The following is a 15303-nucleotide window of genomic DNA, read 5'->3' as shown; positions in this document are numbered from 1 at the left end:
GGCAGACTTCCGGTGGCGCCGGCGGGCCGGACGATCCGGGCCCGGACCTCACCGGTCGGACCACCGGGGACAGTGACCCACTCCTCGTCGACCGCAGGCTTGTCGATGTCGCCCGACTGCGCGTCGTCGACGACCTTGCGGCCCTCGGCCGGACCGAGCTCGAACAGGTACGGCCGGGTCGAGGTGGCTTCGGCGAAGGCCTGCGCGGCAGGCTCCAGGACGGGGCGGGGGGAGGACTCGGACACGGGGCTGGCTCCTCGGCGTTCGCGGTGCGGGTGATGCCTTCCGTACCAGGAAACAGAGGTCGGGAAACGGGTGTGCCATCGACGCCGCGTCCGGCCGGTGCCGGCGCGTGCGGGCCGCCCCGCTCCCCGTAGACCTCGTACGTCCCGTTCCGCCCCGCCCGGGTCGGCCCCCGGCCGGTCCCCCGGTCAGTCCCCGCGCACCAGCAACCGTCCGCCCGGCTCGGTCAGTACCCCCCGGTCGTACACCCGTTCGCCGCGCAGCCAGGTGGCCGTCACGACACCGTGGAGGGTCTTGCCGGCGTAGGCCGTGACGCGGTTCTTGTGCTGGAGGCCGGCGGGATCGACGGTGAAGGCGGCGTCCGGGGCGAGGACTGCGAAGTCGGCGTCGCGGCCCGCCGCGATGGCGCCCTTCCGGTCGAGGCCGGCGAGCCGGGCCGGGCCCGCGGACATCCAGCGGGCGACGTCCTCCAGGCTGTGGCCGCGGCGGCGGGCCTCGGTCCAGATCGCGGGCAGGCCGAGCTGGAGGGAGGAGATGCCGCCCCAGGCGGAGGCGAAGTCGCCGGTCTTCAGATCGGCGGTGGACGGGGAGTGGTCGGAGACGACGCAGTCGATGGTGCCGTCGGCGAGGCCCTGCCAGAGCAGGTTCTGGTTGGCGGCCTCGCGGATGGGCGGGCAGCACTTGAACTCGGTCGCGCCGTCCGGGATCTCCTCGGCCGTGAGGGTGAGGAAGTGGGGGCAGGACTCGACGGTGATCCGTACGCCCTCGGCCTTGGCGGCGGCGAGGAGCGGCAGCGCGTCGGCGGAGGACAGGTGCAGGACGTGGACGCGGGCGCGCAGCCGGCGGGCCTGGTCGATCAGGTTCCGGATGGCGGTGTTCTCGGCGGCGGGCGGCCGGGAGGCGAGGAAGTCGGTGTACGCGGCGCCCGCCTTCTGCGGGGCGGCGGCCAGTTCGTGCGGGTCCTCGGCGTGCACGATCATCAGGCCGTCGAAGGCGGCGAGCTCGGCGAGCGAGGCGGCCAGCCGGTCCTGGTCGAGCTGCGGGAACTCGTCGACGCCGGACGGCGACAGGAAGCACTTGAAGCCGAAGACGCCGGCGTCGTACAGAGGACGCAGATCCTTGACGTTGTCGGGCAGGGCGCCGCCCCAGAAGCCGACGTCGACGTGCGTCTTCGTACGGGCCACGTCCCGCTTCACGCGCAGGTGGTCGACGGTGGTGGTGGGCGGCAGCGAGTTGAGCGGCATGTCGAGCAGGGTGGTGATGCCGCCGGCGGCCGCGGCGCGGGTGGCGGTCCAGAAGCCTTCCCACGCGGTGCGGCCGGGGTCGTTCACATGGACGTGGGTGTCGACGAGGCCGGGCAGGACGGCGAGATCGCCGACGTCCTCCAGGCGGGCGCCGGCCGGCACCTCGGCGTCATGGGGCAGTACGGCCGCGATCGTCCCGCCGGCCACGGCGATGGACGCCGGGCGGGTTCCCTCGGGAGTGATGACGCGTGTCGAGCGCAGGACCAGGTTGACGTCCACCCGTACCCCTTCTCCTCTTCTTCTCGTCTACTCGTCTGCTCGTCTGCTCGTCTACTCGTCTACTTCTTCGTTCCTTCGTCCTGCTTCTTCCGCGGAGCAGGACGGGACGAACTTCGACGGCTACTGACGACTTCTGACGGCTTCTGACGACTTCCGGCGGCTTCACCAAACTTCAACGAACTGTTGAAGGAGTCTGCGCACCCCGCCACCGGCCGTCAAGGGGTCGCCTCCCCGGTCGTCGCACAAAAACCGCAACCCTCTACATTTCCGTGAAGCGGAAGGGGAATTTCGTACAGTAGAACGCGACTCCGCCGCCGAGGGGTGGACCAGGACCCCTCCGGGCAGCCGCCGGCCGCGGGCGAAAGCCCCGCTGACCGGCCCGGACGCCGGGACCTGGGCCGTGTGCACGGCCCGGGCGCCCGGTAGGCTGCTGCCTTGCCCGCCTGCCCCGAAAGGACCGTTGCCGTGCCGACGTCCAGCGCCCGCGCCACCGACGCCGCCAAGCCCGCCGCCGCGAGCGGTGGCGTCCAGTCCCTCGAGCGCGCCTTCGACCTCCTGGAACGGATGGCCGACGCGGGCGGCGAGGTCGGGCTGAGCGAACTCTCCGCCAGCAGCGGCCTGCCGCTCCCGACGATCCACCGGCTGATGCGCACCCTCGTCGCCTGCGGCTACGTGCGCCAGCAGCCCAACCGCCGCTACGCGCTCGGCCCCCGCCTCATCCGGCTCGGCGAGTCCGCCTCCCGGCTGCTCGGCACCTGGGCCCGCCCGTATCTGGCGCGGCTCGTCGAGGAGACCGGCGAGACCGCGAACATGGCCCTGCTCGACGGCGACGAGGTCGTGTACGTCGCCCAGGTGCCGTCCAAGCACTCCATGCGCATGTTCACCGAGGTCGGCCGCCGGGTGCTGCCGCACTCGACCGGCGTCGGCAAGGCGCTGCTCGCGCACACCCCGGCCGACGAGGTGCGGGCGCTGCTCGCCCGTACCGGCATGCCGGCCGCCACCGAGCGGACCATCACCACGCCCGACGGGTTCCTGGACGCCCTGACCGTGGTGCGCGAGAGCGGGTACGCGGTCGACGACAACGAGCAGGAGATCGGGGTCCGCTGCCTGGCCGTGTCGGTGCCCGACTCCCCCACCGCGGCGGCCATCTCCATCTCCGGTCCGGCCGGCCGGGTCACGGAGGCGGCGACCGAGAAGATCGTGCCGATCCTCCAGCAGGTCGCGCGGGAGCTGTCGGCGGCGCTGGCGACCACCTCGGGCGGCGCCCAGAACTGAGTGGCCGGCCCCGGTCCGTACACGAGGAGCGAGGGGCGCCCGGAACCTGGTCGGTTCCGGGCGCCCCTCGCCCGTATCCACGCCTCTGTATACGTGCGGTCCGGTGCGGTCCGCGTGGTCAGACCGTCAGACCGTCAGGTCCGCCGCTCCGCTGTCGACGGTTCGGGTGGCCTCGGTGGGGGTCTCGGCGGAGGTCCCGTCAGGGGTCTCGATGAGCCGTCCGTCCCGTACCGTCACCGTGCGGTCGGCCCGTCCCAGGTGCGCGCGGTCGTGGGTGACCAGGACCGTCGCCGTCCCCCGCTCCTCCGTCAGCCGCGCGAGCAGGGTCATCACGGCCGCGCCCCGCTCGTGGTCCAGGGCACTGGTCGGCTCGTCGACCAGGAGGACGCCCGGCTCGTTCATCAGGGACCGGGCGATGTTGACGCGCTGACGCTGGCCGCCGGAGAGCTGGTGGGGCCGGCGGTGCGCCTGGTCGGCGAGGCCCACCGCGTCCAGCAGGTCCAGGGCCCGGCCGCGTACGGAACGCGGGCTGCGTCCGGAGAGGTGCGCCATCACCTGGAGCTGTTCGAGGGCGCTGAGCGAGGGCAGCAGATTGGGCTGCTGGAACACGATGCCGATCCGCTCGCACCGCAGCTCCGCCTTGGCGGCCGGGCCGAGCGGCCCGGTGTCGGTACCGGCGACCACGACCCGGCCGCGGTCCGGGGTGACCAGGGTCGCGGCCACCGCGAGGAGGCTGGACTTGCCGGAGCCGGACGGGCCGACGACGGCGGTGAGGGTGCCGGCGGGCACGTTCAGGGACACCGCGTCGAGGGCGGTGAGCCGGCCGTCGCCGTCCGGGTAGGTCAGGGTCACATCGTCGAGCAGCAGGCTCACCGGGCACTCCCGAGTGCGGTCAGGGGGTCGACGGCGGTGATCCGCCGGATGGACAGGGCGGAACCGATGACGCCGAGGACGATCATCACGGCGGCCGGGCCGAGCACAGTCAGCGGCCCCAGCACGAACGGCACGTCGCCGCCACTGATCAGCGCGCCGATGCCGACGGCGAACCCGGTGCCGAGCAGAGTGCCCGCGCCGAGCATCACCACGGCCTGGCCGAGGGCGTCCTTCAGCAGGTACGGGGTGGACGCGCCGAGCGCCTTGAGGACGGCGACATCGGCGCTGCGCTGGATGGTCCAGACGGTGAAGAAGGCGCCCATGACCAGCGCGGAGATGACGAAGAGGAAGCCGCGCATCAGCTGCAGCGAGCCGTTCTCGGCCTGGTACGACCCTATGGCGCCGAGCGCCTCGTCGACGGTCCGCGCCGCCGTGCCCGCGGCCCGGTCCCCGGCCGCCCAGTCGGCTCCGGAGCCGGTCAGCGCGATCACGGTGGCCTGCGCTTCCCGGGCCCCCGCGCCGCCGCTGCCACCGGGGACACCGGGGACACCGGGGACACCGATCTTCTGCCAGTCGTCGAGGGAGGTCCACACGACGGGCGTGTGGCTGTACGAGGCGTCCCCGGCGATCGCCGCGACGGTGACCGTGAGCGGGCCGAGGCGCACCCGGTCCCCGGTCGTGACGCCCAGCTCCTCCGCCGCCGACGCCGACAGCACCGCCCGGCCCGGCCCGAGCCGCCCGCTCTCGGGGGCGAGGCCCGTGCCCGGCTCCGTACCGAAGGCGGAGAGTGCGGCGGTGCGGTCGCCCGCCACGCCGTTGAGGGTGCGGATGCCGAGTGGCGCGGCGCTCTCCACGCCGGGGCGTTCGGCCCAGGCGCGCCACTGGGAGGCGGTGACGGTCGAGTTGGTGAACGAGACCGACTGACCGTCGGGCGGCGCGGCGAAGGCCAGCCGGTCGGCGGGCAGGCCGGTGAGCGCCGAGATGTTCTCGCGGGCGAGCCCCGCGGTCAGTCCCGACAACAGTCCGACGAGCAGGGTGATCAGGACGATCACCGTGCCCATCAAGGTGAAACGCCCCTTGGCGAATCGCAGGTCTCTCCATGCCACGAACATGAGGCCAAGCCTGCTCGCCCGGGGCCCCCGCGGGCATCGCGCCACGGGTGGCCCCGTCATCAAACTTTCGGTTGACCCGCCGGATCACCCGCCCCGGCACCCGAATGCCTCCTCGCCTCACGCCCGTTTGACAGTGCCAGGGCGACAGCATGGAATGGTGGGAGAGACCCTTTGCGGCCGGCGCGTGGAGATCCCGGCACCTTCAAGGTTCGGCGCAGAACACGTTCAGAGGCGCGAGACGCCCGTCGGCGAACGAGCTTGCCTTCCGGTTTCCGGAAGCCCGGCGGGCGGGTCCGCGTCCCGCGAATCCGGCAGGAGGCCGGATCATGGGAACTTGGCATGCCCTGACGCATCAGCCCACGTTCGAAGCGAGCACGATGCTGCTGCTGACCGACGGCACGGTGATGTGTCAGGCGCAGAACACCGTGCACTGGTGGCGTCTGACCCCGGACGCCACCGGCAGCTACACCAACGGCACCTGGTCGGCTCTGGCCGACATGCACAACAGCCGGTTGTACTACGCGTCCGCCGTTCTGCGCGACGGCCGGGTGATCGTCGCCGGCGGCGAGTACAGCGACGCCGGCAGTGACACCGATCGCGTCGAGATCTACAGTCCCCTCGCCAACACCTGGACGTCCATCGGCAACCCCGGCTGGGGACACGTCGGTGACGCGCCCGCCTGTCTGCTGACGGACGGCCGCCTGCTGATGGGATACCTGAACGACTCCAGGACCGCCGTGTACGACCCGGTCACGAACACGTGGACGGCCACCGGCAACAAGGCGTCCGCGTCCAGCGAGGAAACCTGGACCCTGCTGCCCGACGGTTCGGTCCTCACCGCCGAGTGCTCCAACCACCCGGCCGCCGAACGGTACATTCCGGCCAGCGGCACCTGGGTGAGCGCGGGAAGCACGCCCGTCGACCTGGTCCAGTCCTCGTCCATCGAGATCGGACCGGCCCTCCTTCGGCCCGACGGCCATGTGTTCGCCGTGGGTGCCACCGGTCACACCGCCGTCTACACCCCGCCGGGCAACAGCACGGGCACCGGCAGCTGGGCCGCGGGCCCGGACTTCCCCAAGGACGCCTCCGGCAGGCTGCTCAAGGCCAAAGACGCCCCGGGCTGCCTGCTGCCGAACGGCCGCGTCCTGTGCACCGCGGGTCCCGCGGGGGACACGTCGGGCGACTATCCGACCCAGGCGATGTTCTTCGAGTACGACGGCACCAGCCTCATCCCTGTGGCCGATCCCCCCAACGCCAACACCAGCATCTACACGGGGCGGATGCTCCTCCTGCCCACCGGCGAGGTGCTGTACGCCGCCGGAACCCAGGCCGTGTACGTCTATCAGCCCGATCCGGGTCCCCAGGCGGCGTGGCGGCCGACCGTCACCCAGATCCCGGCGGACGTGATCCCGGGCTCCGACTACCGTCTCACCGGAACACAGCTGAACGGTCTGTCGCAGGCCGTCAGCTACGGCGACGACGCACAGATGGCGACCAACTATCCCCTGGTGCGGCTGCGCAACCCGTCGAACGGAACGGTCACGTACTGCCGCACCTACGGCCACTCGACCATGGGTGTGGCCACGGGTGCGACCTCGGTCTCCACGATCTTCTCGGTGCCGGCCTCCTTGCCGCTGGGCGACTACCGGCTCTCGGCCGTGGCCAACGGCATCGCCTCGGACGAGGTCGCCGTCGTCGTCGACAAGGGAATGGGACAGGCCACCTACATCGTCGTCGATCACCAGTTCGGAGGAAATTCCTTCATCTGGGCATATGTCGACGGGAAGTGGTACGGACGCTCGACGACACCCGAGGAACTGGCCGGCATGGCCCAGCAAGTATTCGCCGCGACAAGCGCCAACGCATGGTGGAGCAATCTCACGCTGAACGGCGCGCGCGCATGGAAGTCCTACTGAAAGCAGGCGGTCGGCATGACTGTCACCGGACCCAGCCCGAAAGTGCTGAAGAAGCTCGACAAGGCGATGCGGCGGCAGGCCGCCGAGCAGCGGCACGAGAGCACGCGGAACACACCCGAGCCCACTCCACCCCCGCCCGAGCGCCCGACGGCACCTGAGGGCCTGGCGCCGCTCGCCGCGACGGCCGCCGGGAACGCCGTGAGCAAGACGTTCTTCACCGACCACTACTTCGGCTACGTCTACGGCTCCCTGTGGATGTACGACGGCACCAACTGGCATGGGCTCGGCACCCTCACGGCCCAGGACGAACAGGGAGCGATGCAGATCGCCTTCGCCGCGAACCGCGTCGAGGTGAACTGGCAGGACAACGGGAACGTCTCCAGCATCCGATGCTGGAAGTTCCTGACCTGAGCGCCCTGAACCCGAGCGCACCCCGGGGCGTGGAGCGCGGGCGGGTGCCGGCCGGCAAGAGCCGACGAGAGCCCCTGACCGATGAAAGGGCCGATCAGGGGCTCCGGCACCGGGGGAGCAACGTTCAAACTTTCGATTGAGTCCGGATTGTCCGGTCCACCGCTCCCCTGCGCCTACCCTGGAAGGACCATGGATCCCCGCTCACTGACCCCCGCCCTGCGCGCCCTGCGTCTCTGCCTGCATCTGCTGATGGCGGCGCTGCTGGGCCTCGCCGCCCTGCGCGCGCAGGCGGCCGGCGGGGTCGCCGCGGCCGTCGTGACGGGGGCGGTCTACGCGGCGGGGGCGCTGCTGCCCGCCGTACGGCGGTCTCAGCGGGCCGCGGCGGTCTGGCTGACGGCCCTGTGCCTGGCCTGGCTGACGCTGCTCTGGCTGACACCGGAAGGGCTGTGGCTCGCCTTCCCGCTCTACTTCCTCCAACTGCACCTCCTGCCCGCGCGCTGGTCGCTGCCGGCGGTGACGCTCACGGCGGGCGCGGCGATCCTGTCGTACGTGCGGCACGGGGCCGCGCTCAACCCCGGGGTCTTCATCGGGCCGCTGCTCGGCGCGGCGGTCGCGGTGGCGACCGTGCTGGGCTACCAGGCCCTGTACCGGGAGAGCGAGCGGCGGCGCCGGCTGATCGAGGAGCTGATCTCGACCCGCGCCGAGCTGGCTGCGGCCGAACGGCACGCGGGGACGCTGGCGGAGCGTGAGCGGCTGGCCCGGGAGATCCACGACACGCTGGCGCAGGGACTGTCCTCGATCCAGCTGCTGCTGCGGGCCGCCGAGCGCACCCTGCCGGAGGGATCGCCGGCCGCGGGGCACATCGACCGAGCGCGGCAGACGGCGCAGGACAACCTGGCGGAGGCGCGGCGTTTCGTCCGGGCCCTCGCCCCGCCGGACCTGGAGCAGGGTTCGCTCGCCGGGGCGCTGGAACGGCTGTGCGGCACGACGGGTGGACCGGAGGGCACGGGCGGACCCCGGGCGCGTTTCTCGGTGAGCGGGACGCCGGTCGAGCTGCCCACCCCGTACGAGGTGGCGCTGCTGCGGATCGCCCAGTCGGCGCTGGCCAACACGGTGCGGCACGCCGCGGCCTCTCGGGCGGAGATCACCCTGTCGTTCATGGCCGGGTCGGTGACGCTCGACGTGGTGGACGACGGTGCGGGCTTCGACCCGGCTGCCCCGCGTCCCGTCCGGCCGTCCGCGGAGGGCGGCTTCGGTCTGCCGGCGATGCGGTCGCGCGCGGAGTCGCTGGGCGGCGCGTTCACCGTCGAGTCCGCGCCGGGGCAGGGTACGGCCGTGGCGGTCTCCCTGCCGCTTCCCGTCACCGCTCCCTCCGCCTCCGCCTCCTCCGCCTCCTCCGCCTCCTCCGCCTCCTCCGCCTCCTCGGCCTCCTCGGCCTCCTCGGCCTCCGATGCACCGGCCACCGGATCCCCTGCCCCCGATTCCCCGTCCGGCGCGTCGTCGCCGCCCCTCTCCCCGTCCGCCGCCGTCCTGCCGACCGGAGCCTGACGCATGACCATCCGACTCCTGCTCGCCGACGACCATCCGGTGGTACGGGCCGGGCTGCGCGCCGTCCTCGACACCGAGCCGGACTTCACCGTGGCCGCGGAGGCGGCGACGGCCGAGCGCGCGGTCGAGCTGGCCGCCGCCGGGGGTGTGGACGTCGTCCTCATGGACCTCCAGTTCGGCGCCGGGATGCACGGCTCGGAGGCGACCGCCGCGATCACCGCCGTACCGGGTGGGCCGCGGGTGCTCGTCCTCACCACGTACGACACCGACGCCGACATCCTGGCGGCGGTGGAGGCCGGGGCCTCCGGCTACCTGCTGAAGGACGCCCCGCCGGAGGAGCTGGCCGCGGCCGTACGGACGGCCGCCGCCGGGCAGTCGGCGCTCGCCCCCACGGTCGCGCACCGGCTGATGGACCGGATGCGCACCCCGGCGGAGGCGCTGACCAAGCGCGAGCTGGAGGTCCTCCAGCTCGTCGGCGAGGGTCTGTCCAACCAGCAGATCAGCAAGGCGCTGTTCCTGAGCCAGGCGACGGTGAAGTCCCACCTGGTGCACGTGTTCGCCAAGCTGGGCGTGGACTCCCGGACGGCGGCGGTCGCGGCGGCGACCGCGCGCCGTCTCATCCGACGCTGATCAGCGCCGATGCTGATCAACCGCCCCGCGACGGCGGCACGGGTCGCGGCTACGGCGCCGGCCGCCCCGGGTGCCGCAGGGAAGGCTGGGCCGGAGCCTGGTCCGACAGGCCGAAGAGTTCGACGGCGCGCCGGACGGCCGCGAGGCCCTCGGCGAGCGCGCTGACCGAGCCGACCGCGCCCGCGATCAGCAGCAGCGAGCGGCGCAGCCGCCACACCTCCGGAATGCCGCTCAACGCCATCGCGTCCAGAGCGGCCAGTTCGTCCTCCGCGATCACCCGGTCGGCGAACTCCTGCCGGTTCCCGGCCAGTTCACGCCTGAGCCGGGCGACGGCGACCCGTAGTTCGGCCACGCGCGGATCCACACCGTCGGCGGCCACCGGCCGCTGCCCCACACTTCGCAACACGGCTCTCCCCCCAGGGGGTGCCCCACCCCCTTCGTGCACGCTCCTGTGCCGGTCCCGTTCGGCCGGCGGTCGGGCGATGGCCGGGCGTCCGGGGTTGCGGGCCAGTTAACTCCCTCGTTCGCCCGGCGCGCCAGAACGCGTACCGACTTTCAGGCATCCGAGTGGTCCGCTCCTGATGCGGTATGCACTCCCCTATGACGGATGAGACGACAGAACCCCACGTGACGACGGCCCCGTCGGCGGCGCCCCGGATCGCCGGGCTGCTGCTCGCGGCCGGCGGCGGCCGGCGGCTCGGCGGGCGCCCGAAGGCGCTGCTCCCGCACCGCGGCCGGCCGCTCGTCGAGCACGCGGCGCGGATGCTCGCGGAGGGCGGCTGCGCGACGGTGTACGTGGTGCTCGGCGCGGCGGCGGAGCGGGTACGGGCAAAGGCGCGGCTGCCCGGGTGCGTCCTGGTCGACAACCCGGGGTGGACCGAGGGCATGGGGTCGTCGCTCCGGGCGGGGCTCGCCGCGCTGGACGAGGATTCCGGCAGGTTCGACGCGGTCCTGGTGTCGCTGGTGGACCAGCCGGGGATCGGGGCGGTGGCGGTGGGCCGGGTCCGCGCGGCGTACCGGGGGCGCGGCACCCTGGCGGCGGCCTCGTACGGGGGGCGGCGCGGGCATCCGGTGCTGTTCGGCGCGGCGCACTGGGCCGGGGTCGCGGCGGGGGCGGTCGGGGACCAGGGGGCGCGGGGGTATCTGGCGGCGCACCGGGATGCGATCACGCTCGTGGACTGCTCGGATGTGGCCGAGCCCTACGACATCGACACCGAGGCGGATCTCGCGAGACTGGAGTGAACGGCCCGGTCACGGACTCCCGGCGCGCCACCGCACCGGCTCGACCCCAACCACGCCGGCTCCGATGTGTCGACCCGAAGATTCTCGACATCAACAAACCATTGAACTTCCACCATGAGGAAACTAGTATCCATTTCCTAGAGGCGCCCGGTCCCCCGGACCGGCGTCCGCGGCCGAATCCCGGCTCCGACGGCGGCACCGCGAGCCGCCTTCCCCGGCCGGCGGCCGCCTGGCACCGCCCGCGAAGTCCGCTGAAGGAAGTGACAGTTCATGTCCGCACCAGCGCCGTCCTCCCCGGTCGTCGTCGAAGCCGAGCCCCTGCCCCGCCAGGAGGAGGTGCTCACCGCCGACGCGCTCGCCTTCCTGGCCGAGCTGCATCACCGGTTCACACCGCGCCGTGACGAGCTGCTCGCCCGCCGCGCCGAGCGGCGCGCCGAGATCGCCCGTACGTCCACCCTGGACTTCCTGCCCGAGACCGCGGCGATCCGCGCCGACGACTCCTGGCGGGTGGCGCCCGCGCCGGCGGCCCTGAACGACCGGCGGGTGGAGATCACCGGCCCGACCGACCGCAAGATGACGATCAACGCGCTGAACTCGGGCGCGCGTGTCTGGCTCGCGGACTTCGAGGACGCGTCGGCGCCCACCTGGGAGAACGTGATCCTCGGTCAGGTCAACCTGGCCGACGCGTACACCCGGAACATCGACTTCACCGACCCGCGGTCCGGCAAGTCGTACGCGCTGGGGCCGGCCGAGGAGCTGGCCACGGTCGTCATGCGGCCGCGCGGCTGGCACCTGGACGAGCGCCACCTGACCGTCGAGGGCCGCCCGGTCCCCGGCGCGCTGGTCGACTTCGGCCTGTACTTCTTCCACAACGCCCGGCGGCTGATCGACCTCGGCAAGGGCCCGTACTTCTACCTCCCGAAGACCGAGTCGCACCTGGAGGCCCGCCTCTGGAACGACGTCTTCGTCTTCGCCCAGGACTACGTCGGCATCCCGCAAGGAACCGTCCGCGCCACGGTCCTCATCGAGACCATCACGGCCGCGTACGAGATGGAGGAGATCCTCTACGAACTCCGCGACCACGCCGCCGGTTTGAACGCGGGCCGCTGGGACTACCTGTTCTCCATCGTCAAGAACTTCCGTGACGGCGGGGCGAAGTTCGTGCTGCCGGACCGCAACGCGGTCACGATGACGGCCCCGTTCATGCGCGCGTACACCGAACTCCTCGTCCGCACCTGCCACAAGCGCGGCGCGCACGCGATCGGCGGCATGGCGGCCTTCATCCCGTCCCGCAAGGACGCCGAGGTCAACAAGGTCGCCTTCGAGAAGGTCAAGGCGGACAAGGACCGTGAGGCGGGCGACGGTTTCGACGGCTCGTGGGTCGCCCACCCGGACCTGGTGCCGATCGCCATGGCCTCCTTCGACGCGGTGCTCGGCGACAAGCCGAACCAGAAGGACCGGCTGCGCGAGGACGTCCACGTCACCGCCCCCGAACTCATCGACATCGCCTCGCTGGAAGCCCGCCCCACCTTCGAGGGACTGCGCAACGCCGTCCAGGTCGGCGTCCGTTACATCGAGGCGTGGCTGCGCGGCCTCGGCGCGGTCGCCATCTTCAACCTGATGGAGGACGCGGCCACGGCCGAGATCTCGCGTTCGCAGATCTGGCAGTGGATCAACGCGGGCGTGGAGGTCGAGCGCGCCGGCGAGACCGTGAAGGTGACGCCGGAACTGGCCCGCGAGGTCGCCGCCGAGGAACTGGCCGCGATCCGCGCGGAGATCGGCGAGGAGGCGTTCACGGCCGGCAGGTGGCAGCAGGCCCACGACCTGTTGCTGCACGTGTCGCTGGACGCGGACTACGCGGACTTCCTGACGCTGCCCGCGTACGAGCAGCTCGTCGGCTGACCCTGCCCCGATCCCCGCGCGCAGGACGGCGGGCCCCCTCCCGGTGCCGTACGGGGTGGGGCCCGCCGTCGCGTGTGGGGCGGCCGGCGCGTCTCAGCGCCGGGCCACCCGAGCCAGCGCCAGCAAGCTCAGGCCGAACATCAGGACGCCCAGCGGAAGATGGACCGCCGGGACGTGCTGCACGCCGAGCACGACCTGCGCCGAGGCGAGGACCAGGAAGCCCGACGCGTACCCGATGGGCCGGGGCGAGCCGCCGCCCGGCTTCCACGCCAGGACGGCCGCGAGGACGTACAGCATCGTCGCCGCGTACATCACCCGGGCTCCGACGCTGTGCAGCGTCTCCCCGTAGGAGGCCGTCAGCAACAGCCCGGCGGAGACCGCCTGGAGGAAGATGGTCAGGGTCTGCAGGGCGATCGCGATCCGCAGGAACGAGAGTCCTCGGCGCGCCGGCGCCGTCACCTGGGTGGCCATGTCACAGTCCTCTTTTCCGCCCGCGTCATCGTCGTCGGGCAGGGGATCGATAGGGTCTCACCCGTCCGACGAAGCGGGACCGGAAAAGGTAAGGCGGGGGCGGGGCATGGCATTCGGGCACACCGGCGCGGGCGGAGGCGTCGGCGCGGGCGGGGTCGCCGGCGAGCGGCACCAACTCGTCAACGTGGCCTACCGCTTGCTGGGCTCGGTGACCGAGGCCGAGGACGCCGTCCAGGACGCGTACGCACGCTGGTACGGACTGCCGCACGGGCGGCGGGAGGAGATCCGGTCGCCCGGCGCCTGGCTGACGACGGTGACCGGGCGGATCTGCCTGGACCTGCTGGGTTCGGCGCGGGCCCGCCGGGAACGCTACGTCGGCGCGTGGCTGCCCGAACCGCTCCCCGACCACACCGAGGACGGCCGCACGAGCGGCGCCGGCCCGGCCGGCGCCGCGGACCCGGCGGACCTGATCGTCCTCGACGAGTCGGTGGGCATGGCCTTTCTCGTCGTCCTGGAGTCGATGACGCCCGCCGAACGGGTCGCGTTCGTCCTGCACGACGTCTTCCGCTATCCGTTCACCGAGATCGCCGGCGTTCTCGACCGGACCCCCGCGGCCTGCAAGCAGCTGGCCGCCTCCGCCCGGCGGCGGGCCGGTGCCGTCACCGCCCCCGCGACCGCGACCGGCGCCCTGGGCGCGACCGCCGAACGGGCCGACGTCGTACGGCACGTGAAGGAGGCGTGGGAGACGAAGGACATCCCCGCCCTCGTCGGACTCCTCGACCCGGCCGCGGTGATGACCGCGGACGGCGGCGGTCTCGTCGGCACCGTCCTGCGCCCGGTCGAAGGGGGCGCGCGGATCGCCCAGTACATGGTGGCCATCGCCGACAAGGCTCCCGGGCTCGAGCTCCTGGAGCGGCCGGTCAACGGCACACCGGGCCTGGTGGCCCGGCGCGACGGAGTCGTCGCGACCGTGGCCGCGTTCGACGTCTCCGACGGGCGGATCACCCGGATCTGGGTGGTCCGCAACCCGGAGAAGCTGGGGCCGTGGGCGCGGGCGGCGGACAACTGGGGGCTGTATTCCGGGCGTTAGCGGCCACCCGGGGGGCCGCCGCCACGGCGTCTCTCCGAGACGGCCGCCTCCGGTTGTGCCGGATCCGCTGTTTACCGCGGGCCGCTCGGCGTGCTCTGCTGCGCACATGGACCAGACCAATGAGCCGAACGGCGCACCGGCCGTCGGCACCGCGTACCCCACCGTCCCGCACCGGCCGCTGGCCGTCCCGGCCGGGGAGGCCGAGGAACGGGCCCGCACCTTCCACGAGGTGATGGCCCGCCGGCGTACCGTGCGCGACTTCAGCGACCGCCCGCTGCCCGAGGGCGTGGTGGAGTGGGCGATCCGTACCGCCGCCACCGCGCCAAGCGGGGCGCACGTCCAGCCGTGGCGTTTCGTCGTCCTCACCGACCCCGAGCGCAAGCGGCGCCTGCGCGAGGCCGCCGAGACGGAGGAACGGGAGTTCTACGGCCGGCGCGCCTCGGCCGAGTGGCTGGAGGCCCTGGCACCGCTGGGCACCGACTGGAGCAAGCCGTTCCTGGAGACCGCGCCCGCGGTGATCGTGGTCTTCGAGGTCCACAAGGGGCCGGACACACCGCGCCCTTACTACACCAAGGAATCGGTCGGCATCGCTGTCGGCCTGCTCCTGGCCACGCTCCACCAGGCCGGTCTGGCGACCCTCACCCACACCCCGAGCCCGATGCGCTTCCTGAACGAGGTCTGCGACCGCCCGCCGGAGGAGCGGGCCGCCTACGTCATCCCCGTCGGCTACCCGGCCGAGGACGCCCGCGTCCCCGACCTCCGCCGCAAGCCCCTGGAGCAGGTGATGGTGCGCCTCTGACCGTGGTGAAGGCGGCGCGCGGCTCAGGGCATTCTGACGCCGAGACACGCGATGCCTCGGCGTCAGAATGCCGCGCGGCGGAGGCACCGGCCGGGGTCAGGAGCCGAGCGGTGTCTTGACCTCGGCCCGCCAGACGGTGCGAGCGCGGTCGACGTCCGGGGCGGCCGGGTAGGCGGCCAGTCGACCGTCGTCGTCATCGGCCGGCGCGTCGCGCGTGAGGACGGCACGTGCCTGAGCCAGTCGGCCCAAGTGGCGATCGTCCAGCCGC

The 15303-nt window shown here is 72.7% G+C and carries 15 protein-coding genes and 1 pseudogene; 9 read left to right on the top strand and 7 right to left on the bottom strand.

Going from position 1 to position 15303, the window contains the following annotated elements:
• Together ABZ693_RS26045 and allB are read right to left on the bottom strand one after the other, a co-directional pair.
• A pseudogene (locus ABZ693_RS26045) lies at positions 1 to 245 on the bottom strand (esterase); the annotation flags it as partial.
• A 186-nt stretch (positions 246 to 431) separates the two neighbouring features.
• Entirely contained in the window at positions 432 to 1766 is a 1335-nt protein-coding gene (allB, locus tag ABZ693_RS26040) for an allantoinase AllB (RefSeq protein ID WP_359881779.1), read from the bottom strand.
• 465 nt (positions 1767 to 2231) lie between these two features.
• On the opposite strand from allB, the gene ABZ693_RS26035 reads away from it, so the two are divergent.
• Positions 2232 to 3041, top strand: coding sequence for an IclR family transcriptional regulator (locus tag ABZ693_RS26035; protein ID WP_359881776.1), 810 nt, complete (start codon positions 2232 to 2234; stop codon positions 3039 to 3041).
• A 126-nt stretch (positions 3042 to 3167) separates the two neighbouring features.
• Here ABZ693_RS26035 and ABZ693_RS26030 read toward each other — a convergent pair whose 3' ends face one another.
• Positions 3168 to 3914, bottom strand: a complete 747-nt coding sequence (locus ABZ693_RS26030; RefSeq protein ID WP_359881773.1) for an ABC transporter ATP-binding protein — start codon at positions 3912 to 3914, stop codon at positions 3168 to 3170.
• Complete coding sequence (locus ABZ693_RS26025; RefSeq protein WP_359881770.1) at positions 3911 to 5026, bottom strand: ABC transporter permease; 1116 nt, start codon at positions 5024 to 5026, stop codon at positions 3911 to 3913. Before ABZ693_RS26025 ends, ABZ693_RS26030 begins: the two co-directional genes overlap by 4 nt.
• Positions 5027 to 5352: 326 nt before the next feature.
• Here ABZ693_RS26025 and ABZ693_RS26020 point away from each other — a divergent pair, with 326 nt between their 5' ends.
• The 4 genes from ABZ693_RS26020 to ABZ693_RS26005 all read left to right on the top strand — a co-directional run bounded on the left by ABZ693_RS26020 (position 5353) and on the right by ABZ693_RS26005 (position 9531).
• Positions 5353 to 6942, top strand: coding sequence for a Kelch repeat-containing protein (locus ABZ693_RS26020; protein WP_359881767.1), 1590 nt, complete (start codon positions 5353 to 5355; stop codon positions 6940 to 6942).
• A gap of 15 nt (positions 6943 to 6957) precedes the next feature.
• The gene (locus tag ABZ693_RS26015; protein ID WP_359881764.1) at positions 6958 to 7353 is read left to right on the top strand and encodes a hypothetical protein; all 396 of its coding nucleotides are present in this window, start codon (positions 6958 to 6960) and stop codon (positions 7351 to 7353) included.
• Positions 7354 to 7542: 189 nt separating this feature from the next.
• Positions 7543 to 8901 (top strand): sensor histidine kinase, encoded by a 1359-nt coding sequence (locus tag ABZ693_RS26010; RefSeq protein WP_359881762.1) that lies wholly within the window; start codon positions 7543 to 7545, stop codon positions 8899 to 8901.
• A 3-nt stretch (positions 8902 to 8904) separates the two neighbouring features.
• Positions 8905 to 9531 carry a response regulator gene (locus tag ABZ693_RS26005; RefSeq protein WP_359881760.1) on the top strand — a complete coding sequence of 209 codons (627 nt, stop codon included), beginning with the start codon at positions 8905 to 8907 and terminating at the stop codon, positions 9529 to 9531.
• A gap of 49 nt (positions 9532 to 9580) precedes the next feature.
• Here ABZ693_RS26005 and ABZ693_RS26000 read toward each other — a convergent pair whose 3' ends face one another.
• Positions 9581 to 9937 (bottom strand): DUF5955 family protein, encoded by a 357-nt coding sequence (locus ABZ693_RS26000; RefSeq protein WP_359881757.1) that lies wholly within the window; start codon positions 9935 to 9937, stop codon positions 9581 to 9583.
• Between the two features lie 194 nt (positions 9938 to 10131).
• Between ABZ693_RS26000 and ABZ693_RS25995 the strand changes: the two genes are divergently transcribed.
• Together ABZ693_RS25995 and aceB are read left to right on the top strand one after the other, a co-directional pair.
• On the top strand, positions 10132 to 10773 hold the full coding sequence (locus ABZ693_RS25995; RefSeq protein WP_435842541.1) for a nucleotidyltransferase family protein: 642 nt from the start codon (positions 10132 to 10134) through the stop codon (positions 10771 to 10773).
• Positions 10774 to 11043: 270 nt separating this feature from the next.
• Positions 11044 to 12675, top strand: a complete 1632-nt coding sequence (gene aceB, locus ABZ693_RS25990; RefSeq protein ID WP_359881752.1) for a malate synthase A — start codon at positions 11044 to 11046, stop codon at positions 12673 to 12675.
• A gap of 93 nt (positions 12676 to 12768) precedes the next feature.
• On the opposite strand, the gene ABZ693_RS25985 is transcribed toward aceB, so the two are convergent.
• Complete coding sequence (locus tag ABZ693_RS25985; RefSeq protein WP_359881749.1) at positions 12769 to 13146, bottom strand: hypothetical protein; 378 nt, start codon at positions 13144 to 13146, stop codon at positions 12769 to 12771.
• Positions 13147 to 13252: 106 nt separating this feature from the next.
• Here ABZ693_RS25985 and sigJ point away from each other — a divergent pair, with 106 nt between their 5' ends.
• Complete coding sequence (gene sigJ, locus ABZ693_RS25980) at positions 13253 to 14236, top strand: RNA polymerase sigma factor SigJ (RefSeq protein WP_359881747.1); 984 nt, start codon at positions 13253 to 13255, stop codon at positions 14234 to 14236.
• Between the two features lie 106 nt (positions 14237 to 14342).
• On the top strand, positions 14343 to 15035 hold the full coding sequence (locus tag ABZ693_RS25975; protein WP_359881743.1) for a nitroreductase family protein: 693 nt from the start codon (positions 14343 to 14345) through the stop codon (positions 15033 to 15035).
• A gap of 96 nt (positions 15036 to 15131) precedes the next feature.
• Here ABZ693_RS25975 and ABZ693_RS25970 read toward each other — a convergent pair whose 3' ends face one another.
• Complete coding sequence (locus ABZ693_RS25970) at positions 15132 to 15284, bottom strand: hypothetical protein (RefSeq protein WP_359881740.1); 153 nt, start codon at positions 15282 to 15284, stop codon at positions 15132 to 15134.
• Between the last annotated feature and the right edge of the window lie 19 nt (positions 15285 to 15303).

It is taken from the genome of Streptomyces laurentii (genome assembly GCF_040635425.1).
In the GTDB taxonomy this organism is placed as follows: domain Bacteria; phylum Actinomycetota; class Actinomycetes; order Streptomycetales; family Streptomycetaceae; genus Streptomyces; species Streptomyces laurentii.
The sequence above is the reverse complement of the archived record's forward strand: the minus strand, read 5'-3'. Positions and strand labels throughout refer to the sequence as shown.

Excerpts from the sequence above, each read along its gene's own strand:
- ABZ693_RS26025 (WP_359881770.1), bottom strand. The coding sequence starts at position 5,026 with ATGTTCGTGGCATGGAGAGACCTGCGATTCGCCAAGGGGCGTTTCACC.
- ABZ693_RS26020 (WP_359881767.1), top strand. The coding sequence starts at position 5,353 with ATGGGAACTTGGCATGCCCTGACGCATCAGCCCACGTTCGAAGCGAGC.
- ABZ693_RS26015 (WP_359881764.1), top strand. The coding sequence starts at position 6,958 with ATGACTGTCACCGGACCCAGCCCGAAAGTGCTGAAGAAGCTCGACAAG.
- ABZ693_RS26010 (WP_359881762.1), top strand. The coding sequence starts at position 7,543 with ATGGATCCCCGCTCACTGACCCCCGCCCTGCGCGCCCTGCGTCTCTGC.
- ABZ693_RS26005 (WP_359881760.1), top strand. The coding sequence starts at position 8,905 with ATGACCATCCGACTCCTGCTCGCCGACGACCATCCGGTGGTACGGGCC.
- ABZ693_RS25995 (WP_435842541.1), top strand. The coding sequence starts at position 10,132 with ATGACGGATGAGACGACAGAACCCCACGTGACGACGGCCCCGTCGGCG.
- aceB (WP_359881752.1), top strand. The coding sequence starts at position 11,044 with ATGTCCGCACCAGCGCCGTCCTCCCCGGTCGTCGTCGAAGCCGAGCCC.
- ABZ693_RS25985 (WP_359881749.1), bottom strand. The coding sequence starts at position 13,146 with ATGGCCACCCAGGTGACGGCGCCGGCGCGCCGAGGACTCTCGTTCCTG.
- sigJ (WP_359881747.1), top strand. The coding sequence starts at position 13,253 with ATGGCATTCGGGCACACCGGCGCGGGCGGAGGCGTCGGCGCGGGCGGG.
- ABZ693_RS25975 (WP_359881743.1), top strand. The coding sequence starts at position 14,343 with ATGGACCAGACCAATGAGCCGAACGGCGCACCGGCCGTCGGCACCGCG.